This is a genomic window from Streptomyces triculaminicus, from assembly GCF_017349075.1.
Taxonomy (GTDB): Bacteria; Actinomycetota; Actinomycetes; order Streptomycetales; family Streptomycetaceae; genus Streptomyces; species Streptomyces triculaminicus.
Genome location: NZ_JAFMOF010000001.1, coordinates 1,964,218 through 1,983,554, shown reverse-complemented (window position 1 = coordinate 1,983,554; position 19,337 = coordinate 1,964,218). Strand labels below are relative to the sequence as shown.

The window sequence follows — 19,337 nt, the reverse complement described above, 5'->3', positions numbered from 1 at the left end:
CGCGGGGTGAGCGGGGCGGTCCTACGGTCGAGATATGCCCCCACTGACGGTGGAAGCGAGGCTCCGGGCGCGCGTGGCAGGCGGGAGGAAGCTCGACCTGGAGCCCCGGGGCCACGTGACGTGGGCTGACATGCGTGCTTGGGGCTATGAGCGCACGATCGCCGCGTCGGCCCTTCGGAAGATCATCCTCGACGGAGAGACGGTGTACCCCAGAGGGGTGCATCTGCGCGGGGCACGCGTTCTAGGGCCCCTCGACCTGGAATCCGCGGAACTGAAACGCCACGTGGTGCTGGAGGACTGTGCGTTCGACGCCCCCGTAGCTCTCGACCGTGCCACCGCCTTGCGGATCCGTTTCGAGCACTGCGACATGGCCGGGTTCACCGCCGAGAAGCTCCGGGCGACGTCTTTGGAGCTGACCAGCTCGAGGTTTCTGCCGCCCCCGCAGGGCGGGCGGAGAGGGGTGCGTCTGAGCGGTGCGCGGTTCGCCGACCAGCTGAGCGTGTCCGAGGCGGAGCTCAGGGACGTGGACGAGGGTGGCGTCGCGCTGGTCGCGGACGGCGTGAGGGTGGACGGGCACCTGTCGCTCGAGTGCGTCAGGGCTTCCGGCGCGGTGTGGCTGAGCGGTGCCGAGATCAAGGGGGACCTCGAGTGCTCCGGGGCTGGGTTCCTGGGGTGCGACAAGTACCGCAGCGCGCTGATGGCCGACGACGTCAGAGTCGGGGGACGGCTCGTCCTCAGGGAGGCCAGGAGTGCGATCGGGTCGGTCCGGTTGATGCAGGCGAGCATCGCGGGTGAGCTGGATGGAGTCGCGGCCCGGTTTCTGGGAGCGGACGCCGACAGGGATGCTCTGGTGGCCCCCGGTATCAGGGTCGATGGTTACGTGTCGTTGAGGGGCATGAAGGCCGGTGGCGCCCTGATTCTTTCGGGGGCGGAGATCAAGGGGCAGGTGAATCTCTCGTTCGTTGACTCTCTGCGCGCCAATACCGACGGGTGCGCGGTGGAAGCGGACGGTCTCACTGTTCGTGGCGGAATGTTTCTGAGGGAATTCACGGCCAGGGGCGCGGTGCGGCTGCTCGGCTCCGATATCGCGCTCCAGCTCGATTTCTCACGTGCCCGGTTCACCGGTACGAACGGTGACGGGGAGGTGGTGATCGCCGACGGGATGAAGGTGGGCGGAAAGGCCCTGTTCCGGTACCTGCGGGCGGGGGGTGCCGTACGGCTGGGCGGCACCGACATCAAGGGGGGCGTGTCGTTCGGCAGGGCGGTGATCGCCCCCGCTACACCTCATGGCGAGGCCTTGAACGCCGACCGGGCCGTGATGCGGGGGGATCTGAGTCTGCACAGCTTGATCGCCGAGGGGCCGGTATCCCTGCGTTCGGCCACCGTAGCGGGCCGGCTGGACTGCTCCTACGCCCAGCTCACGGGCGTCGACAGGCACCACAATGCGCTGATCGCCGACGGGATTCAGGTGGGTGGGCACCTGTGCCTGGGCGACAGGAACGAGACCACTGGACACATCAAACCGTTGCGGGTGCGGGGAACGGTACGGCTCGTCGGTGCGCGGATCAACGGCGCGCTTCGCATCGTGACGCTCGAGATGGCCGCCCGGCACACCGCTCTGGACGCGACCGGGGCGCGTATTACGGACGAACTGCATTGGCTTCCGGTCTCACAGGTGCGCGGAAAGGTGATCCTCGAGAGAGCGTCGGCGCATCGTGTGGAGGACAACTGGGACGACGTGTGCCGCCCGCGCGCCTGGTGGCCCGGCGAGGGCGGGCTGCAGATGGCCGGCTTCACCTACGACGGCTTCGGCGGCAGGAACCGGGCCGAATACGAACAGCGGCTGAGCTGGATTCGTTGCGGCCATATAGAGAGAACCAAGTCGTCGCCTGGAGTGTTCGCCGCTCAGCCCTATGAACAACTGGCGCGTGTCTACAAGCAGATGGGGCAGGACACGGAGGCTCGACAGATTTCCGTTGCCCGCCGCCGAGACAAGCGCAAGCATGGCAAACTCCTCCGACCGCGTCGGCTGGGGAGCTGGATCCTGGACAGGACCATTGCTTACGGATTCAAGACCGGGCGTATGGGCTTCCTGCTTGTCGCCATCTGGGCTGTGGTGTTCGGCGCCTCTTGTTGGGCCCAGCAGCAGGATGACCTGGTGATGCCGATCAGAAGCGTTGCGTCGGCGAAGGCTGCGCCGGCCCCGCTGCCTTCGCCGCCTCCGCCTCCGCCGACGATGACACGGCCGCCGATGATCCAGCCTCCGCTGATTCAGCCGGCGCCAGCGCAGCCGACGCCCACTGCGGACCACCCGCAGAAGGGCTACCCGGCCTTCGCGCCGGCGGCATACGCCGTCGATGTCGCCATCCCTGTGCTCAATCTGCACCAGGCCGAGTACTGGGGGCCCAACACGGCCGCACCTCACGGTAGGGAATTCGCCTACCTCACCTATTTCTGCACAGTGGCCGGGTGGCTCACGGCGACCATGGCCGTCGTGGGCCTCACAGGCCTGGCGCGCAGGGACTGAGGGGGCTGAGGGCCTCCCGGATGGCGGCCACGCCGCGCCTGGTCGCGGCGACGGCACCGGAGGCGTCGTCGTGGGGTACGGCGGTGGCGAGCTCGTAGCGGCAGTCGCGGCATTGGGACTCTCCTGCAGCAGGGCGGATCATGCGGCCGCAGCCGCCTGCGCAGGCGCGGAGCGGGGACGGCGGGGGCGTGGGTTCGGGGGCCGGGTCGGGCATCTTGCGCAGGAGGCGGTTGCGGAGGAGCCCTCGCGCGGAGCGGACCTGGTCGGGGAGGCCGGAGGTCAGTTCGTCGCGGAGCTCGCGCAGGCTCGCACCGCGCTGGAGCCATTCGGCGACGAGCGGGGCGAGGGTGCGCACGTCGCGGGACGACAGGCGGAGGCGGCGCTCGCCTCGGGTGACGAGGGCCAGGGCCTGTGCGCCTCGCTCGGCGAGCGGGTGGTGGGGAGGTGGGGAAGTGTTCCCCTCAGTGTTTTCTTGGGGACGGCCGACGGTCCGGGGTGTCGGTTCACCGACGGCCGGTTCTGGAGCAGTCGGTGGGCGATCGATCGCCGCCGCGGCTTCCTCCGCCGTGAGGGGGGTGTTCGAGATCAGCTGCCGGGTGGCCCAGCGGCCCGCGACGCCCTGGCGTTTCCATTCGTGGACGTAGCCCTCGGCGATCAACTCGCCCTTGGCGCGCGTGAAGGCGGTCTTCTTGATCCCCGCGCGCTTGGCGGTCTCCGAGAGCGGTACGTCAACGCCGGGCGGGAGCGCGAGCTGCCAGAGGAGGAGGCGGACGGCCTCGGCGGAGAGGCGGGGGTGGCGGATGATCTCGTTCGGAACCTGGGTGGAGGAATGCGCCGGAGCGCTAACATGCCTGAGCATCTAAGGGAGGTCCTGACTCCTGGCGGGTGTAGACCCCCTCCGCCGGTTGCCGCCAGCGTGGGGGGTCGCTTGTGCGCAAACGTACTGCGCGAGCGTGCCTGAACAGCCCGTTCCGCCACTCCAACACCCGTACGGTTACCGCCCGATCAGGTGTGCGCTCGCCGCTGGTGCAGCCCCATGCTCCACGCCAACGCCGCCGCGCCCTCGCGGTCGCCCCCACGCTGGGCCGTGGCCCACTCCTGCTTGATCGACCGGCACTCCCCGCAGGGCTGCCCGGACTCCCGCGCCCCCGAATACGCCGCGAGCGCGGCGGTGATCAGCCGCGCCTCGTCCTCCCGCAGCGGACTGAGGAACGTCACGTACGGCTGCCCGTACGACGGCGGCTCGGGCACGACCTGGACCGAGTGTCCGTGCGCGCGCAACGCATCGTGCAACTCCACCGCCACGCGGGCAGCGGTCTGGCGGATCACATCGGCGTCGGCCGGCTGGGGATTGGGCATGGGTGGGTACCTCGGTCGTGGTGTGTGCACTCCGGTTTCGGTTCCCAGCATCGGGGCGTGGAGCTACGCTCACCAGGGGTAACGGTTTTCGGCCTTCCGACGCGAAAACAGGTGGCAACAGTGCCCGCACCCAAGGAACTCGATCCATCGACGTCGCTGACAGCGTTGTACGGAGCGAAGTTGCGCAAGCTCCGCATGCGGTCGTCCATGACGCAACGGGAGTTGGGCGACAAGATTCCCATCGCACACAGCCGGATCGCCCAGTTCGAACTGGGGAAGGAGATGCCGACGAAGGCTGTCTCGGAGCGGCTGGACGTGCTGCTGGGCGCGGACGGCGATCTGTCCGACTTGTGGGAGCACGCCAGGCGGACGCCGTTTCCGAACTGGGCGCAGAAATTCGTGGAGTACGAGGCAAGGGCCTCTGCCATGCACAAATACATGGCGCACGTGGTGCCGGGTCTGCTGCAAACCGAAGCGTACGCGCGAGAGGTGCTGCGACTTGGTCAGCCGTGGCGTGCTGCGGACGAGATCGAGGAGCAGGTAGTCGCTCGACTCAACCGGCAGGCCATCCTTGCGAGGGAAGACCCTCCTCTCCTGTGGGTGGTGCTGGACGAGGCGGTACTGCGTCGCCCGATCGGTGGCTCGGCGGCTATGTACGAACAGCTGGCGCGGGTAAGGGAAGCGGCCGAGGCCCCGAATATCGAAGTGCAGGTCATGCCGTTCGAGGCAGGCGCCCACTCCGCCCTCGGCGGGTCGCTGACGCTGCTCTCCTTCCGCAGCGGTCCGGATGTGGCCTACCTGGAAGGCGACCACCACAGCGAGTTGGTGGAAGATAGCGCCGCAACGGCACGACACTCCCATCGATACGATCTCGTGCACGCTTCGGCGCTTTCCCCGACCGCGTCAACCGCTTGGCTTGAAAGGGCGATGGAGGACTTCAGCACATGCAGAAAAATCGTGCCGACCTGAGTATCGCCAAATGGCGGAAGTCGACTTACAGCAATGGCGGGGGAGGCGACTGCCTCGAAATCGCCGACAACATACCCGGCGGCCTCGTCCCCGTCCGCGACAGTAAGAACCCCTCGGGCCCCGTCCTGGTCTTCCCGGCCGGGGCCTGGGCCCGGTTCGTCGAACGACTCAGCAGCACTGCCAGGTGAACATCGCTCGGTCGAAGCGGCGTTCGGCGAGGTCCTCGGGGCGTATGAGCCAGTAGAGGCAGCCGGTGTCGCCCCACATCATCTGGGCGCGGTGGTCGGAGTCGAACTGGGCCAGCAGCGTCCAGCGGCGGGCCTCCTCGTCCATGGCGGGTTCGCCCCAGGCGACCTTGCCGCCGAGCACGGCGTGGGCGATCTCGTGGTCCACCGGGTTCTGGACGGCGGTCGCGTGGCCGCCCACGCGGTGGCAGGCGTTGCCCGCGAGGTCCCAGAGCGCGTTCCGGAACTCCTCAGGGAACGCCGTGTCGTCGTAGGAGTCGGAGACGGTCGCCTCGATCACGGCGGTCAGCGGCACCTCGCGGTAGGCCTCCACGTCCTCCAGTTCCTCGACCAGGCCCTCGAGCAAGTCCTCCGGCATTGCTCGTTCGGCGGTCGGGGTGCCGGCGGGGACGTAGATGATGCGCGCGCCTGCCAGGGTTTCCGGTTCGCCCGGGTTGACCAGGGCGTCGCCGTCGTCGATCTGGCCGTCGAAGTAGAAGAAGTTCAGCGTGCCGTCCGCAGGCAGCTCGATGTCGAGGGCGTCGGACGGCAGCGCGGCGCAGTCCAGGGAGGCGACGAAGGCGAGGGGGCCGTGGCCGTCCCATACCGGCCACTCCACGTCGTCCGGCAGCCGGGGCAGGCCCCCGAGGCGGCCGACGACCGGGTCGGAACCGGACGCGGCCCTCAGGCGGGCCGCCGGGCGCAGCCCGGCGATCCAGCGCTCGGCGGCGTCGGCGGGCAGGTGGGCACGGGCCAGGTCGTGCAGGGTGGCGGCGTCGGCGAAAGACTCGGTCATGGCTCGATGATGCAGGGCGCCACTGACAATTCCGTCTCCTGGCAACCCTTTGACCGTGTTCCTGGCAACCCCGTGACCGTGCCCTGACAATCCTGTGACCGAGCCGGGACCGGCCGGAAACCGCCCTCGCCGACTGGCGGCTTAGGGTGTGTGGACTTCATCCGCGACGGGGGCGTCCCACACATGGCACACAAGCCACAGAAGACACGAAGGCGACTTCGTTCCAGCACCGTGATACTCGGCGGCATGGGCGCGCTCGCCGCCACGCTCACCGCCTGCGGTTCGGAACCGGACAAGCGCTGCGTCGACCCGAACAGCTACGACGTGAGCCGGGGATACAAGGTCCTCGACTCCAAGGCCTGCAAGAAGAGCGGCAGCTCCACGTCCTCGAGCTCCAGCTCCAGCTCCGGCTCCAGCGGCGGCGGTTCCTCCTCCGCGCGCTGGTACTACGGCTCCTCCAATTCGAACAACGGCGGATTCGCCGACCGTGGCACGTTCAGCAAGAGCCAGGCCGTCGACCGGGGCGGCTTCGGCTGTTCGTCGTCGTCCTCCCACGGCGGCTCGAGCGGCGGCTGAGCGCAGAGCGATGCAGCGTCACCGCATATCCCCCCGGCCCGGCTGGCAGGAGATCGTCGAGGAGCAGGGGCTGATCTACCCCCTTGCTCGTCAGCCCGACGGCTCGCTGCGTCCCTACTGGGACGAGAGCGCGTACTACTCCTTCACCCTCCCCGAGGTCGAGGCGCTCGAGGAGGTCGTCGAGGAGTTGCACGGGATGTGCCTGGAGGCCGCCGCGCACATCGTCGACCACGACCGTTTCGCCGACCTCGGCATCACCGATCCCGGCCTGAAGTACCTGGTCGCCGAGTCCTGGCAGCGCCGTGCGGAGCTGCCCACCCTCTACGGGCGGTTCGACCTGCGCTACGACGGCCGCCCGGGCGGCGGCCCGGCCAAGATGCTGGAGTACAACGCCGACACACCCACCTCCCTGGTGGAGGCCGCCGGACCGCAGTGGTTCTGGATGGAGGAACGTTTCGCCGACGTTCCGCACGCCGACCAGTGGAACTCCCTCCACGAGCGGCTCGTCGATGCCTGGAGGCGCCAGGCCGCCCTCCTGCCGCCCGGCGCGCCCGTGCACTTCGCGCACTCGGCCGGGGACGAGCTGGGCGAGGACCTGATGACGGTCGCGTACCTGCAGGAGACCGCCGAACAGGCCGGCATCACCACTGAGGCCATCTCCATGGAGGACATCGGCTGGGACCGGCTCTCGGGTCGCTTCGTCGACAAGAAGCTCCGCTTCATCCGGTCCTGCTTCAAGCTCTACCCCTGGGAGTGGCTGGCCACCGACGACTTCGGCCCCCAGGCCCTGGACACGCTCGACAACGGCGGCGGCACGGGCTCGACCCTGTGGATCGAGCCCGCGTGGAAGATGCTGCTCTCCAACAAGGCCCTGCTGGCCATCCTCTGGGAGCTCTTCCCCGACCACCCCAACCTTCTCCCCGCCTACCTCGACGGCCCGCGCGAGCTGGCCCGTACGAACGGCTACGCCGCCAAGCCGCTGCTCGGCCGCGAGGGCGCCGGCGTCACCCTCCACGCCCCCGGCGCCGAACCGGTCGTCCGCGACGAGCCCTGCTGCTACCAGGAGCTCGCCGCGCTCCCCGACTTCGACGGCAACCACGTCGTCCTGGGCGCCTGGGTGGTCGGCGACGAGTCCGCCGGCCTCGGCATCCGCGAGTCCTCGGGCCTGATCACGGACGAGTACGCGCGCTTCGTCCCGCACGTGATCCTCTAGTGAAGGGTGCGTACCGGACGCTCTAACGGAGGGCGTGCACCAGCCACCCCGACATCCCGGGGCCGCCCTCCACGTGCCGCCCCAGTTCCTCTCCGACCCCGGCGAACGACCGGACCTCGGCCTTCCAGCCGTGCTCCGAGAGCAGCGCTCCGGGATCGTCCGCCCCGTAGTGCCATGCCGAGCCCCACTCCTCCATCCGCTCCAGCATCGGCCGGGCCTCCGGGGCGGCGAGAAGCTTCGCGGCCACGAAGTCGGTCAGCAGGTGGCTGCCGGGCGCGGAGAGTGCCGAGATCCGCTCGAACAGGGCGCGCACGTCCGGCTCCCGCAGATACTGCGTGAGCCCTTCCACCAGCCAGCACGTGGGCAGGTCCGCCCTGAACCCCGCGCCCGCCAGGGCCTTCTCCCAGCCGGCCGCCGCGAGGTCGACGCCCACCGCCACCCGGCGGCAGGCCGGCGCGACCCAGGCCGACAGCTGTTCCTTGCGGTCCAGAAGCTCCGGCCGGTCCAGTTCGTAGACCGTCACATCGTCCGGCAGACCCAGCCGGTACGCGCGCGTGTCCATTCCCGCCGCGACGATCACGAGCTGGCGAGGACCCCCGTGGCCCACCGCACCCCCGATCGCCTCGTCGAAGAACCGCGTCCGTACCGGGATCGCCGCCACGTCGCCGACCGTCTCGAGCAGGGCCATGGCCGAGGGCCCCGCGAGCTTCGCGGCCAGCGGGTCGTGGAAGAGGGCGTCGGCCCTCGTCGACTCCCGCGCCCGCATGGCGGCGGTGAGAAGGGCCGTCTTCGCGACGGGATCGAGCGTGTTCGCATGCGTATCGAGTGTGTTCGCGTTCGTCATGCCGAGGACTCTCACCGGGCCGGTCGTCCCTCGTCCTCAACCGGGCCCGCCCTGACGGAATGCGACATCGGATAGCGTTTTCCGGTGGATTCCGTCATACGCGATCTCGACCTCCTCGACCGGCAGTTGGTGCACGCCCTCCAGATCGACGGGCGCGCCCCGTTCAGCCGGATCGCCGCCGTCCTCGGCGTCTCGGACCGTACGGTCGCCCGCCGCTACCACCGCCTCCGCGCCGACGGGGTCCTCCGCGTCACCGGGATGCCGGACGCCGGCAGCCTCGGCCTCGTCGACTGGGCCGTGCGCCTCCAGTGCGTCCCCGGCGCCTCGGCCGAGATCGCCGCCGCGCTCGTCGAGCGGGCGGACACCTCATGGGTGGGGCTCGCCTCCGGCGGCACCGAGATCACCTGCATCACCCGGGCCCGGGGCGGGTCCGCCCAGGGCAGCCTGCTGCTGTCCAGACTGCCCAGGACGTCCCGGATCACCGGTGTGACCGCCCACTGCATCCTGCGCATGGTCGCCGGCGCGGGCGGCTGGCCGGGCCGTACCGCCGCGCTCGACGCACGGCAGGCCGAGGAGCTGTCCCGTCTCGCGGCGCCCGGCGCGCCCTCCCGCGACGTGCGGCCCGGCACCGCGGACGACCGCCTCTTCGCCGCCCTCGCCAAGGACGGCCGCGCCGCCGTCGGCGAGCTGGCCGCCGCGACGGGGTGGTCGGAGTCCACCGTCCGCCGCCGGATCGACGAACTCCGCGCCGCCGGGGTGCTGTACTTCGAGATCGACATCGACCCGGCGCTCTACGGCTTCACCCAGGAGGCCGTGCTGTGGCTGACCGTCGCGCCCGGCGAGCTCACCGCCGTCGCCGAGGCCCTCGCCGGTCACCCCGAGGTCGCGTACGCCGCGGCTGTCACCGGGCCGGCCAACATGATGGCGGTCGTCGTCGTCCGGGACGCCGACGCGCTGTACGACTACCTCGCCACGCGCGTCGGCGCACTGCCGGGCATACGGGGTGCCGAGACCACGCCGGTCACCCGGCACGTCAAGAGGTCCGGCACCCTGCTCACCCCTGCACGGGCCCGCTGAGCACCCGAGCGCCACTGACAGTTATCGGCGAGGAAAGCGCACAGGCAGCGTCCGCCGTTCGAGTGAACCGGCCGCAGCCGCCGGATACCGTGTACTTCCGAGTGGTACCTCTTGATGCTCATGCGCCAGGAGTACCGATCGCGCACACACCGGCCCCATAGCGTCGAGGAGAGTGGCGAAGATGGCCCGCGCGAAGTCGTTCGTGATGCACATGACGGGTGGCCCCGTCGAACTACCGTCGACGATCCTGGGCATCCGGGAGGCTCTGCCCGAGCGGCAGCGGGACGAGTTCAACGCCGAGGTCGAGCACGCCGAGGCCGCCGACCTCCCGCTGTTGCTGGCCCGTTGGGCCATGCGGATCCCCGCCGAGCAGGACGCCGCCGAAGCCGACGTGGTCGACCGTGTCAAAGCGGGCGACTTCTCGGGAGTGACGTTCGACAACGAGAGCGATGACGCCTGGAGGAGCGCCGGTTGAGTGAATTCCGTGTGGCCTGGACCGACGAGGCCCGGGCCGGGAGGGACACGATTCCGCCGGAGCGGAAGAAGGCATTCAACAACGGCATGGCGGCCCTGCGAGCCGATCCGTACCAGTGTGGATCGTCAGCCGTCGGAGACGGTCGGAACCGGCGGGACGCCGCGATCGGCGGGGTGGCGATCATCCGGTACGAGGTGAGCCCGAATCCGCAGATCTTGGTCATCACAGTGCTGCGCCTGATCGCTCTGCCCTGATCCGGCTTCCCGCCCGCGGGGCCCGGGCGGGAAGCCCGGACCCCGCGGGCGGCCTCCGGCGGCCCGTCAGCCCTCCAGCACCGCGCGGAGCTGCTCCAGCCCCCAGTTGAGGTCCTCCTTGCTGATGACCAGCGGCGGGGCGATGCGGATCGTCGAGCCGTGGGTGTCCTTCACGAGCACGCCGCGTGCCATCAGGCGCTCCGAGATCTCGCGGCCCGTGCCGACCTCCGGCGCGATGTCGACGCCCGCCCACAGGCCGCGGCCGCGGACGGCGGTCACGGCGCCGGCGCCCGTCATGAGGCCCAGCTCGCGGTGGAGGTGCTCGCCCAGTTCGGTGGCGCGCTCCTGGTACTCGCCGGAGCGCAGGATGGCGATGACCTCCAGGGCCACCGCGCACGCCAGCGGGTTCCCGCCGAAGGTGGAGCCGTGCTCGCCGGGGCGGTGGAGGCCGAGGACGGCGCGGGAGGAGACGACCGCGGACACCGGGACCACGCCGCCGCCCAGGGCCTTGCCCAGGACGTACATGTCCGGGACCACGCCCTCGTGCTCACAGGCGAACGTCCGGCCGGTCCGGCCCAGCCCGGACTGGATCTCGTCGGCGATGAAGAGGACGTTCCGCTCGCTCGTCAGCCGCCGTACGCCCGCCAGATAGCCGGGCGGGGGCACCAGCACGCCCGCCTCGCCCTGGATGGGCTCGAGCAGCACCGCCACCGTGTCCTCGTCGACCGCCGCCTCCAGCGCCGCGAGGTCGCCGTAGGGGACGATCTCGAAGCCGGGGGTGTACGGGCCGTAGTCCGCCCGCGCCTCGGGGTCCGTGGAGAAGCTGACGATGGTCGTCGTCCGGCCGTGGAAGTTGTTCTCGGCGACGACGATCTTCGCGCGCCCGTCGGGCACGCCCTTGACGCGGTAGCCCCACTTGCGGGCGGTCTTCACGGCCGTCTCGACCGCCTCCGCGCCGGTGTTCATCGGCAGCACCATCTCCATGCCGCACAGCTGCGCGAGCTCCGCGCAGAACTCCGCGAACCGGTCGTGGTGGAAGGCCCGCGACGTCAGCGTCACCCGGTCGAGCTGCTGTTTGGCCGCGTTGATCAGCCGGCGGTTGCCGTGGCCGAAGTTCAGCGCCGAATAGCCGGCGAGCATGTCGAGGTAGCGGCGCCCCTCGACATCGGTCATCCACGCGCCCTCTGCGGTCGCGACCACGACCGGGAGCGGGTGGTAGTTGTGCGCGCTGTACTCCTCGGCGGCGGCGATGCTGCGTTCCGTGGCTGTCAACGTGTGCTCCGTTCCTGCTGTAGGGGGTTCGGGGCATGCTGCTGACGCCTTTCTACACCCGCCTACGCACCGCTGAGCCGAGTCCGGTTCAGCACCTGAGAGAATGTGTGCATGGCCCTTGATCGTCCGCGCGCTCTCTCCGGTATCCAGCCCACCGCAGGCTCGTTCCACCTCGGGAACTACCTCGGTGCCGTCCGTCAGTACGTGGCCCTGCAGGAGACCCACGACGCCTTCTACATGGTCGTCGACCTGCACGCGATCACGGTCCCGCAGGACCCGAAGGAGCTGCGGGCGAACACCCGCATCGCCGCCGCGCAGCTGCTCGCCGCCGGCCTGGACCCGGACCGCTGCACCCTGTTCATCCAGAGCCACGTGCCCGAGCACGCGCAGCTCGCCTGGGTGATGAACTGCCTCACCGGCTTCGGCGAGGCCTCCCGCATGACGCAGTTCAAGGACAAGTCCGCCAAGCAGGGCGCCGAGGGCACCACCGTCGGCCTGTTCACCTACCCGGTCCTGCAGGTGGCCGACATCCTCCTCTACCAGGCCGACTCCGTGCCGGTGGGCGAGGACCAGCGCCAGCACATCGAGCTGACCCGCGACCTCGCCGAGCGCTTCAACGGCCGCTTCGGCCAGACCTTCCGCATGCCGGCCGCGCACATCGTCCGCGAGACGGCGAAGATCTACGACCTGCAGGACCCGTCCGCCAAGATGAGCAAGTCGGCGGCCACGGCCAAGGGTCTGATCAACCTGCTGGACGAGCCCAAGGTCTCCGCGAAGAAGATCAAGAGCGCGGTCACCGACACCGACACGGTCATCCGCTTCGACGCCGAGAACAAGCCGGGCGTCAGCAACCTCCTCACCATCTACTCCACGCTCACCGGCACCACGATCGCCGAGCTCGAGCAGAAGTACGAGGGCAAGGGCTACGGCGCGCTCAAGACCGACCTCGCCGAGGTCATGGTGGAGTGGGTGACCCCCTTCCGCGCCCGTACGCAGGAGTACCTCGACGACCCGGAGACGCTGGACGCCGTCCTGGCCAAGGGCGCGGAGAAGGCCCGTGCCGTCGCCGCCGAGACGCTGGCCCAGGCCTACGACAGGATGGGTTTCCTGCCCGCGAAGCACTGAGCCATCCGGATACGGTTCGGCGGCTTCCGTGCACGTCGGGGCCGTGATCCGGGCGGCGCAGGACCAGGTGATCTGGCAGTGGACGCGGCCCAGCCGTCACACTGACCACGGGGACGTACAGGCGCACAGGAGGGAGAACGCAGTGGGGACCGTAACGCTCGGCGTTTCGATCGCGGTCCCGGAGCCGTACGGAAGCTTCCTCCAGAAGCGCCGCGAGAGCTTCGGCGACCCGCACGCCCACGGCATTCCCACGCATGTCACCCTCCTGCCGCCCACCGAGGTGGACGCCTCGTCGCTGCCCGCGATCGAGGACCACCTCGCCGAGGTCGCGGCCGAGGGCCGGCCGTTCCGGATGCGCCTGTCCGGGACGGGTACGTTCCGGCCGCTGTCGCCGGTCGTCTTCGTCAACGTGGTCGAGGGCTCCTCGTCCTGCGCCTGGCTGCAGAAGCGGGTGCGGGACGCCTCCGGGCCGGTGGCCCGCGAGCTGCAGTTCCCCTACCACCCGCACGTCACGATCGCCCACGGCATCCCCGAGGAGGCCATGGACCGGGCCTTCGAGGAGCTCGCGGACTACGAGGCGGCCTGGACCGTCAACGGCTTCGCGCTGTATGAGCAGGGCGCGGACGGCGTATGGCGGCTGGAGCGTGATTTCCCTTTCGGACGGACTGACGGGGAACATCCACCCCCGGGCGTGCCGCGGCAGACCGACCAGGCGGGACATACGGACCAGGCGGGCCAGGCGCGCCCGCAGGCGCCCTCCCGCTGAGCGCGCCCGTACGCCGCGACATCACTCCGTTTCACCCGTCCGGGTGAGGCGTACGCCCGTCCGGGGAATGGTAAAGGTCGATCATGGACTGGCTGACCCGGCTGCCCCTGATCGGCACCCTCCTCACGAAGGTCATGCGCACGCACGCGTGGCGCTCGTACGAGACCCTCGACCGGGTGAAGTGGACCCGGCTCGCCGCCGCGATCACCTTCACCAGCTTCGTCGCCCTCTTCCCGCTGCTGACCCTGGGCACGGCGGTCGCGGCCGCCACGCTGAGCGACGCACGCACGCGTGACCTCGAGCGGCGGATCGCCGAGCAGGTGCCCGGCCTCGCCGACAGCCTCGACCTCAGGGGCCTCACCGAGAACGCCGGCACCATCGGCCTCGTCGCGGGCGCCCTGCTGCTGTTCACCGGCATCAGCTGGGTGGGCTCGCTGCGCGAGTGCCTGCGGGCGGTGTGGGAGTTGGAGGAGGGCCCCGGCAACCCCATACTGCTCAAGATCAAGGACGCGGTCCTGCTGGTGGGCCTGGGCGGGGTCTTCCTGCTGTCGGCCGCCTGCTCGGCGTTCGCGTCGGCCGCGGCGGGCTGGGTGGTCGACCAGGCAGGCCTCGGCGGGGTCGGCGCTCTGCTGACGGCGGCGGGCTTTGGCGCCGCCGTCCTCGCCGACTTCCTGATGATGGTGTTCGTGCTGTCCCGGCTGCCCGGAGTGCACCCCAGCCGGCGCCGGCTCGTGGCGGGCGCGCTGATCGGAGCGGTCGGCTTCGAGGTGCTCAAGCTCGTCCTGAGCGGCTATCTGCAGGGCGTGGCGGCCAGGAGCATGTACGGGGCCTTCGGCACGCCGGTCGCCCTGCTGCTGTGGATCAACTTCACGGCGAAGCTGACGCTCTACTGCGCCGCGTGGACGGCGACGAACGGACCCGCCGAGACATCCGACGGGTCCGCCAGTACGTCCGCCGAGTCCGCCGAGGCGGCACAGGGCGAGGTGTAGCTCAGCTGGCGTCCGGCTTGTCGCCAGGCTGGGCACCCGGCTTGTGGTCCGGCTTCGGGGGAGCCCCCGGTGTCTCGGGCGTCACCGGCGTCGTCGGCGTCACCGACATCTCGGGCGTCACCGGCGTCCCGGGCTTCCGGTCCTGCCCCGGCTCGGCCGGGGACCGGTGCCGGGCCCGGGCCGGCAGCGGGTGGCGGCGGTTGACCACGAAGCCCGCGATCGCCAGCAGGGCCAGCGCCGCGCCCGTGAGGCCGACCGCCGTCCACATGCCGTCTCCGCCGCTTCCGGCGACCGACGCCTGGGCGCTCTCCCCGCCCTGCCCGGCCGTCCTCCCGCCCGGCTTGTCGGTCCCGCCCTTGGGGGTCACGAGCATGCCGACCGGCTTGACGTGGCCCGCGGCCTCGAAGCCCCAGTCCAGCAGCTTCGCGGTCTCCTTGTAGACCTGGTTGGGCTCCTTGATGTCGGGGTTCATGACCGTCACCAGGAGCTTGCGGCCGTCGTGCTGGGCGACGCCGGTGAAGGTGTTGCCGGCGTTGGTGGTGGAACCGTTCTTCACGCCCGCCATGCCCTTGTAGGCGGGCACGCCCTGACCGGTGAGCAGCCGGTTGGTGTTGGTGATGGGGAACGTCTCGCGCTTCTTGCCCGGCTTCTCCTCGCCCGGGAACTGCGCGGTGGCCGTCGAGCAGTACTCGCGGAAGTCCGCCTTCTGCAGGCCCGAGCGCGCGAAGAGCGTCAGGTCGTAGGCGCTGGAGACCTGGCCGTCGGCGTCGTAGCCGTCGGGCGTGACGACGTGGGTGTCGAAGGCCTGGAGGTCGTCGGCGTGGGCCTGCATGTCCTTGACGGTCCGGGCGATGCCGCCGTTCATCGAGGACAGCACGTGCACCGCGTCGTTGCCCGAACGGAGGAACACCCCCAGCCACATGTCGTGGACGGAGTACGACGAGTCCTCCTTGATCCCCACGGCGCTGCTGCCCTCGCCCATGCCCTCCAGCTCCGCCGGCCGCACCCGGTGCTGCTCGTTCTTGGGCAGCTTCGGCAGCACGGTGTCGGCGAAGAGCATCTTCAGGGTGGACGCCGGGGGCAGCCGCCAGTGGGCGTTGCGGGCGGCCAGGATCTCGCCGGACTCGGCGTCGGCGACGAGCCAGGAGTCGCCGCTGAGCTCCTCCGGCAGCGCGGGCGCCCCCGGTTCGGGCCGGACCTGGGTGCCGGGCTTGCCGAGCAGCTCGCCGCCCACCGTGGACATCCTGGCCGGCGGCTGCTTGGGGGGCAGCTTGGGGGGCTTGCCCTTGCCGTCGGCGTCCGGGCTCGCGCTGGAGCTCGGGTTCGGCGTCGGGGCGGCCAGGGCCGGGGCCGCGACCGCCAGGGGGAGCAGCAGCGAGGCACCGGCCGCCAGCGCGGCGGCGGTGGTGACGGCGGTGCGGGAGCGTCGGCGGCGCGTCGCGGAGTACCGCGCGGCGGAACGCGGCGGAGGTGATGTCTTCGTCGGCACGCTGGTGAACGTACCTCTACGCCCCGTGAGGGAAGACGGCGCCTCACGGCGGGCCCGCGTCGAGGACCCGATAGGACCAGTGCGGGCGGCTAAACGCATACTGAAACCCATGGTGAAGTCTTCCGGGGATGCCGCCCCCCGAACCCCCGCGACCCTCTCGCGTCCCGTGTCCTGGTTCCTGCTCGCCTTCGGGGTGTGGAGCTGGTTCATCTGGATCACTTTCGTCAAGAACCTCTGGAAGGACGGCAGCGGGCTCGCCTTCGACGACTCCGGTGATCCGACCGCGTACTTCTGGGTGCATCTGCTGCTCGCGATCACCTCGTTTCTTCTGGGGACGGCTGTCGGGATCATCGGGTTGCGTGGCGTACGGGCGTTGCGGCGCAGCTCATAACGGACGCTCCGGGCTCCTTCCGCCCCCGGTCGGCGATCACTTGGCCGATTCCCAGGACGTACGCACGTTCGTGTGTTTACCGTGATGCGCATCACTGGGCGGGAGGGGCGCAGGCGATGCGTGGTGTACGGAATCGGGTGGGTGCGGTAGGTCTGGCGGCGCTGCTGACGGCAGCCGTCGGCGGCTGTGGGTTCACGGAGGGGGGTGGATCCGGCCAAAGACCGATCAGCGTGGGCACGACCGACACGGTCAGCACGCTCGACCCGGCGGGCGCCTACGACGCGGGCTCCTGGGCGCTCTACAGCAACATCTACCAGTCGCTGCTGACCTACGCCCCCGGCTCCAGCACCCCGGTGCCGGACGCGGCACGGCGGTGCGGCTTCTCGGGCGACGACTTACGCACCTACGTCTGCGAGCTGCGGCCCGGCCTGACGTTCTCCAACGGGCACCCGCTGACGGCGGCCGACGTGAAGTTCTCCTTCGACCGCATCATGCGCATCAAGTCCCCGCAGGGCCCGGAGTCGCTGGTGGAGACCCTGCGCTCGGTCGACGCCCCGGCGGACGGCGACACGGTGACCTTCCGGCTGAAGGTGCCGGACGCCACCTTCCCGTTCAAGATCGCCACCGGTGGCGGTGCGATCGTCGACCACCGGACCTACCCGGCGAACCGGCTGCGCACCGGCACCACCGTGGACGGCTCCGGCCCGTACCTCCTCGACGCCTACACGGCGGGCGCGAGCGCGGAGCTGAAGCCCAACAAGCGCTACCAGGGCGCGATGAAGCGGCAAGGGAGCGACGTGACGGTGCGGTACTTCGCCGACCCGGCCCGGCTGGCGCAGGCCTGGCAGCGCCGGGACCTCGACGTTGTCGGCCGCCAGCTGCCGCCCGCCGACCTGGCGGGGCTCTCGCCCTCGGAGACGGCCTTCCGAGTCAGCGAGACGACCGCCGCCACCATGCGCGCGCTCGTCTTCAACCTGCGCGGCGGCTCGCCGATGAAGGACCAGGCGGTGCGCCAGGCGATCGCGGCGGTCCTCGACCGCAGCGCACTGGCCAGGGACGTCCATCTGCGCACGGTGGAACCCCTGTACTCGCTCATCCCCCAGGGCATCACGGGCCACACGACGTCCTTCTACGACGCCTACCCCCAGCCCGACACGGACCTCGCCGCCCGGCTCCTGGCCCGGGCGGGGCTGACGGCGCCGGTGCGCTTCGGCCTCGCCTACTCGCAGGGCGTCGCCACGGACGAGGAGGCGGCGCTGCTGAAGAAGCAGCTCGAGGCCACGGGACTGTTCCGCGTGGACACCCGCCGGGTGGGCTGGAAGGAGTTCCAGGAGGGCTACGCCCGGGGCGCGTACGACGCGTACACCATCAGCTGGGTGGCCGACTTCCCCGACCCCGACACCTTCACCACCCCGCTGCTGGGGGCGGGCAACGCCCTGCACACCGGCTACTCCAGCCCCCGCATCGACAAGCTCATCCGCGCCACCCAGAAGAACGACGACCGGGGGCGCGTCTCCGAGGACTTCCGCGCCATCCAGCGCATCGTCGCCGAGGACGTTCCCCTGGTGCCGTTGTGGCAGAAGAAGGACTACGCGGTGAGCACGAAGTCCATCTCCGGCGCCCAGTACCTGTCGGACGGCACGGGCATTTGGCGGCTGTGGCAGCTGAGGCGGATGTGAGAGGGCGGTAGGGGCGGTACGGGGCGCGCCGGCGGCCTCCTGTCCGGCTCGGCGCGCTCCCTGTCGGAAATCAAGCAAACGTGTCAGTTAAGGAATCGGGTCAGAAGCGGGTGCGCTCGTCGCTGGCGAAGAAGAAGCCGAAGGCCGCGCTGGCCAGGGCGACGATCGGGGTGATGACCAGGCTGATCTCGCGGTAGTCGTCACTCTTGAAGTGGGTCCAGTGGCCGAGGACCAGCGCCAGCGTGGGAACGCCGGTGAGGAGGCCGACGAGCCACAGCAGCCCCACCGCCAGGGTGCGGCGGGTCTCGCTCATGTGGCGCTCCTTCAGGCCCACGACCTGGTCGTCGCGCACCCTCGGGTCCGGCTGCTCGTCCTCCTCGAACACGCCGCGCACCGGTGCGGCGGGCGAGCTCAACCCGACTTCCCGGAGGAAGGCGAGGTCCAGGCCGTTGCCGGCGGGCGCCTCGTCCTCGATCAGGTCTTCCGGTCGGCCTGACGTCATGGGCATCAACTCTCTTCCGGAACGTGCGGAGACGGGTCTTCCGGTGGGGGCGGCGGCCAGGGGGCCGCCGGGCCCAGCGTCCAGACGTTCGCGCCGGGCAGGGGCTGTTCGTCCTCCCGCAACTCCTCGTCGTCCAGGGGCGGTCGAGGCGGTTCCGTCACTCGTGGGGACACCCCCGTTGGCCGGGGACGCAGGTGCAGACCATGATCGGCGGACCGATCCGCCAGGTCTCGACGTCGGGCAGCGGCATCTCCTCCTCCCGGAGCACCACTTCGCCGTTCAGGAAGGGGTCCGGATCGTCGGGGCGGATGAACTCCCTGGGGAGTTGGGGCGCTGGAAGCAGCTGACAGGCGTTGTGCCACTCGTGGAAGGGGGTGAGGAAGCCCCCCGCCTTGGCGTTCTCGCAGATCCTCACGCGTGGTGCCCCCTCTGAGGTTCGCCCGAGGGCGAAGGGATGACGGTGCCGCAGGTGCCCCCAAGTGTTGCCTGGGGCGATCCTATCACATGTGGTGTGACTCTCATCAACATTCGATCCACATTCCATCCACATCAAATGTGGATCGGCGTCACATCTGAAGCTCACACCATGCGGATTTGCTTGACATTGGTTGCTTCGGAGCGCAGGATGAGGGAGCGCGTTGGATCCAGTACGGCTGAAGGGAATGGTCTGATGGGTTGTTTAGCTGTCCTGTGAAGTCCGACCGGCCGGCTGGTGTGACCGCCGGTGCCGTATGCGGCTGTGGTTGCGTATAGGGGGAACCACGCCCAGGCGGAGCAATGGGGTTGCTTCGTACTTGCGTGCGGCATGGA

21 protein-coding genes are annotated in these 19,337 nt (G+C 70.1%); 13 read left to right on the top strand and 8 right to left on the bottom strand.

What is annotated here, in order from left to right; all coding sequences use genetic code 11:
• The first annotated feature begins 34 nt into the window (after positions 1-34).
• The gene (locus J1792_RS09315; RefSeq protein ID WP_143587873.1) at positions 35-2,527 is read left to right on the top strand and encodes a hypothetical protein; all 2,493 of its coding nucleotides are present in this window, start codon (positions 35-37) and stop codon (positions 2,525-2,527) included.
• Here the strand turns inward: J1792_RS09315 and J1792_RS09310 are convergent.
• Positions 2,502-3,386 carry a hypothetical protein gene (locus tag J1792_RS09310; RefSeq protein ID WP_207246989.1) on the bottom strand — a complete coding sequence of 295 codons (885 nt, stop codon included), beginning with the start codon at positions 3,384-3,386 and terminating at the stop codon, positions 2,502-2,504. The genes J1792_RS09315 and J1792_RS09310 overlap by 26 nt on opposite strands.
• Before the next feature lie 146 nt (positions 3,387-3,532).
• A complete protein-coding gene (locus tag J1792_RS09305; protein ID WP_207246988.1) occupies positions 3,533-3,886 on the bottom strand; it encodes a hypothetical protein in 354 nt (117 codons plus the stop codon).
• Positions 3,887-4,006: 120 nt separating this feature from the next.
• Between J1792_RS09305 and J1792_RS09300 the strand changes: the two genes are divergently transcribed.
• Positions 4,007-4,855 (top strand): helix-turn-helix domain-containing protein, encoded by an 849-nt coding sequence (locus J1792_RS09300; protein ID WP_086572127.1) that lies wholly within the window; start codon positions 4,007-4,009, stop codon positions 4,853-4,855.
• Positions 4,831-5,043: a DUF397 domain-containing protein gene (locus J1792_RS09295; protein WP_086572125.1), complete on the top strand. Its 213-nt coding sequence runs from the start codon at positions 4,831-4,833 to the stop codon at positions 5,041-5,043. The genes J1792_RS09300 and J1792_RS09295 overlap by 25 nt, the downstream gene beginning before the upstream one ends.
• Here the strand turns inward: J1792_RS09295 and J1792_RS09290 are convergent.
• Complete coding sequence (locus tag J1792_RS09290; protein WP_086572123.1) at positions 5,024-5,875, bottom strand: YwqG family protein; 852 nt, start codon at positions 5,873-5,875, stop codon at positions 5,024-5,026. The two genes, J1792_RS09295 and J1792_RS09290, sit on opposite strands and share 20 nt — an antisense overlap.
• A 246-nt stretch (positions 5,876-6,121) precedes the next feature.
• Between J1792_RS09290 and J1792_RS09285 the strand changes: the two genes are divergently transcribed.
• Positions 6,122-6,451: a hypothetical protein gene (locus J1792_RS09285; RefSeq protein ID WP_242645490.1), complete on the top strand. Its 330-nt coding sequence runs from the start codon at positions 6,122-6,124 to the stop codon at positions 6,449-6,451.
• Between the two features lie 10 nt (positions 6,452-6,461).
• The gene (locus J1792_RS09280) at positions 6,462-7,664 is read left to right on the top strand and encodes a glutathionylspermidine synthase family protein (protein ID WP_207246987.1); all 1,203 of its coding nucleotides are present in this window, start codon (positions 6,462-6,464) and stop codon (positions 7,662-7,664) included.
• Positions 7,665-7,686: 22 nt separating this feature from the next.
• Here the strand turns inward: J1792_RS09280 and J1792_RS09275 are convergent, their stop codons facing one another.
• Complete coding sequence (locus J1792_RS09275; RefSeq protein WP_207246986.1) at positions 7,687-8,508, bottom strand: class I SAM-dependent methyltransferase; 822 nt, start codon at positions 8,506-8,508, stop codon at positions 7,687-7,689.
• An 84-nt stretch (positions 8,509-8,592) separates the two neighbouring features.
• Between J1792_RS09275 and J1792_RS09270 the strand changes: the two genes are divergently transcribed.
• The 3 genes from J1792_RS09270 (at position 8,593) to J1792_RS09260 (ending at position 10,314) form a co-directional block, all read left to right on the top strand.
• The gene (locus J1792_RS09270; RefSeq protein ID WP_207246985.1) at positions 8,593-9,585 is read left to right on the top strand and encodes an Lrp/AsnC family transcriptional regulator; all 993 of its coding nucleotides are present in this window, start codon (positions 8,593-8,595) and stop codon (positions 9,583-9,585) included.
• Positions 9,586-9,766: 181 nt separating this feature from the next.
• Positions 9,767-10,060: a hypothetical protein gene (locus tag J1792_RS09265; RefSeq protein WP_207246984.1), complete on the top strand. Its 294-nt coding sequence runs from the start codon at positions 9,767-9,769 to the stop codon at positions 10,058-10,060.
• Positions 10,061-10,071: 11 nt separating this feature from the next.
• Positions 10,072-10,314, top strand: coding sequence for a hypothetical protein (locus J1792_RS09260; RefSeq protein ID WP_207247133.1), 243 nt, complete (start codon positions 10,072-10,074; stop codon positions 10,312-10,314).
• A 66-nt stretch (positions 10,315-10,380) separates the two neighbouring features.
• Here the strand turns inward: J1792_RS09260 and rocD are convergent, their stop codons facing one another.
• Entirely contained in the window at positions 10,381-11,586 is a 1,206-nt protein-coding gene (gene rocD / locus J1792_RS09255) for an ornithine--oxo-acid transaminase (protein WP_086572112.1), read from the bottom strand.
• Positions 11,587-11,697: 111 nt separating this feature from the next.
• On the opposite strand from rocD, the gene trpS reads away from it, so the two are divergent.
• The 3 genes from trpS (at position 11,698) to J1792_RS09240 (ending at position 14,466) form a co-directional block, all read left to right on the top strand.
• Positions 11,698-12,711, top strand: coding sequence for a tryptophan--tRNA ligase (gene trpS, locus J1792_RS09250; protein ID WP_086572110.1), 1,014 nt, complete (start codon positions 11,698-11,700; stop codon positions 12,709-12,711).
• Between the two features lie 142 nt (positions 12,712-12,853).
• Positions 12,854-13,477: a 2'-5' RNA ligase family protein gene (locus J1792_RS09245; protein WP_086572108.1), complete on the top strand. Its 624-nt coding sequence runs from the start codon at positions 12,854-12,856 to the stop codon at positions 13,475-13,477.
• A gap of 83 nt (positions 13,478-13,560) precedes the next feature.
• Positions 13,561-14,466 carry a YihY/virulence factor BrkB family protein gene (locus tag J1792_RS09240; protein WP_086572106.1) on the top strand — a complete coding sequence of 302 codons (906 nt, stop codon included), beginning with the start codon at positions 13,561-13,563 and terminating at the stop codon, positions 14,464-14,466.
• A gap of 1 nt (position 14,467) precedes the next feature.
• Here J1792_RS09240 and J1792_RS09235 read toward each other — a convergent pair whose 3' ends face one another.
• Positions 14,468-15,955 (bottom strand): D-alanyl-D-alanine carboxypeptidase family protein, encoded by a 1,488-nt coding sequence (locus tag J1792_RS09235; RefSeq protein WP_483883521.1) that lies wholly within the window; start codon positions 15,953-15,955, stop codon positions 14,468-14,470.
• 109 nt (positions 15,956-16,064) lie between these two features.
• Here J1792_RS09235 and J1792_RS33935 point away from each other — a divergent pair, with 109 nt between their 5' ends.
• Together J1792_RS33935 and J1792_RS09230 are read left to right on the top strand one after the other, a co-directional pair.
• The gene (locus J1792_RS33935; protein ID WP_242645488.1) at positions 16,065-16,346 is read left to right on the top strand and encodes an SCO4848 family membrane protein; all 282 of its coding nucleotides are present in this window, start codon (positions 16,065-16,067) and stop codon (positions 16,344-16,346) included.
• A gap of 116 nt (positions 16,347-16,462) precedes the next feature.
• Positions 16,463-18,025, top strand: a complete 1,563-nt coding sequence (locus J1792_RS09230) for an ABC transporter substrate-binding protein (protein ID WP_086572104.1) — start codon at positions 16,463-16,465, stop codon at positions 18,023-18,025.
• Between the two features lie 100 nt (positions 18,026-18,125).
• On the opposite strand, the gene J1792_RS09225 is transcribed toward J1792_RS09230, so the two are convergent.
• Together J1792_RS09225 and J1792_RS09220 are read right to left on the bottom strand one after the other, a co-directional pair.
• A complete protein-coding gene (locus J1792_RS09225; RefSeq protein ID WP_086572102.1) occupies positions 18,126-18,527 on the bottom strand; it encodes a hypothetical protein in 402 nt (133 codons plus the stop codon).
• 157 nt (positions 18,528-18,684) lie between these two features.
• The gene (locus J1792_RS09220) at positions 18,685-18,942 is read right to left on the bottom strand and encodes a hypothetical protein (RefSeq protein ID WP_207246983.1); all 258 of its coding nucleotides are present in this window, start codon (positions 18,940-18,942) and stop codon (positions 18,685-18,687) included.
• Between the last annotated feature and the right edge of the window lie 395 nt (positions 18,943-19,337).

Bases quoted from the DNA above. Each gene is read 5' to 3' on its own strand.
- J1792_RS09315 (WP_143587873.1), top strand. From the start codon at position 35: ATGCCCCCACTGACGGTGGAAGCGAGGCTCCGGGCGCGCGTGGCAGGC.
- J1792_RS09310 (WP_207246989.1), bottom strand. From the start codon at position 3,386: ATGCTCAGGCATGTTAGCGCTCCGGCGCATTCCTCCACCCAGGTTCCG.
- J1792_RS09305 (WP_207246988.1), bottom strand. From the start codon at position 3,886: ATGCCCAATCCCCAGCCGGCCGACGCCGATGTGATCCGCCAGACCGCT.
- J1792_RS09295 (WP_086572125.1), top strand. From the start codon at position 4,831: ATGCAGAAAAATCGTGCCGACCTGAGTATCGCCAAATGGCGGAAGTCG.
- J1792_RS09290 (WP_086572123.1), bottom strand. From the start codon at position 5,875: ATGACCGAGTCTTTCGCCGACGCCGCCACCCTGCACGACCTGGCCCGT.
- J1792_RS09285 (WP_242645490.1), top strand. From the start codon at position 6,122: ATGGGCGCGCTCGCCGCCACGCTCACCGCCTGCGGTTCGGAACCGGAC.
- J1792_RS09280 (WP_207246987.1), top strand. From the start codon at position 6,462: ATGCAGCGTCACCGCATATCCCCCCGGCCCGGCTGGCAGGAGATCGTC.
- J1792_RS09275 (WP_207246986.1), bottom strand. From the start codon at position 8,508: ATGACGAACGCGAACACACTCGATACGCATGCGAACACGCTCGATCCC.
- J1792_RS09265 (WP_207246984.1), top strand. From the start codon at position 9,767: ATGGCCCGCGCGAAGTCGTTCGTGATGCACATGACGGGTGGCCCCGTC.
- trpS (WP_086572110.1), top strand. From the start codon at position 11,698: ATGGCCCTTGATCGTCCGCGCGCTCTCTCCGGTATCCAGCCCACCGCA.
- J1792_RS09240 (WP_086572106.1), top strand. From the start codon at position 13,561: ATGGACTGGCTGACCCGGCTGCCCCTGATCGGCACCCTCCTCACGAAG.
- J1792_RS33935 (WP_242645488.1), top strand. From the start codon at position 16,065: ATGGTGAAGTCTTCCGGGGATGCCGCCCCCCGAACCCCCGCGACCCTC.
- J1792_RS09230 (WP_086572104.1), top strand. From the start codon at position 16,463: ATGCGTGGTGTACGGAATCGGGTGGGTGCGGTAGGTCTGGCGGCGCTG.
- J1792_RS09225 (WP_086572102.1), bottom strand. From the start codon at position 18,527: ATGACGTCAGGCCGACCGGAAGACCTGATCGAGGACGAGGCGCCCGCC.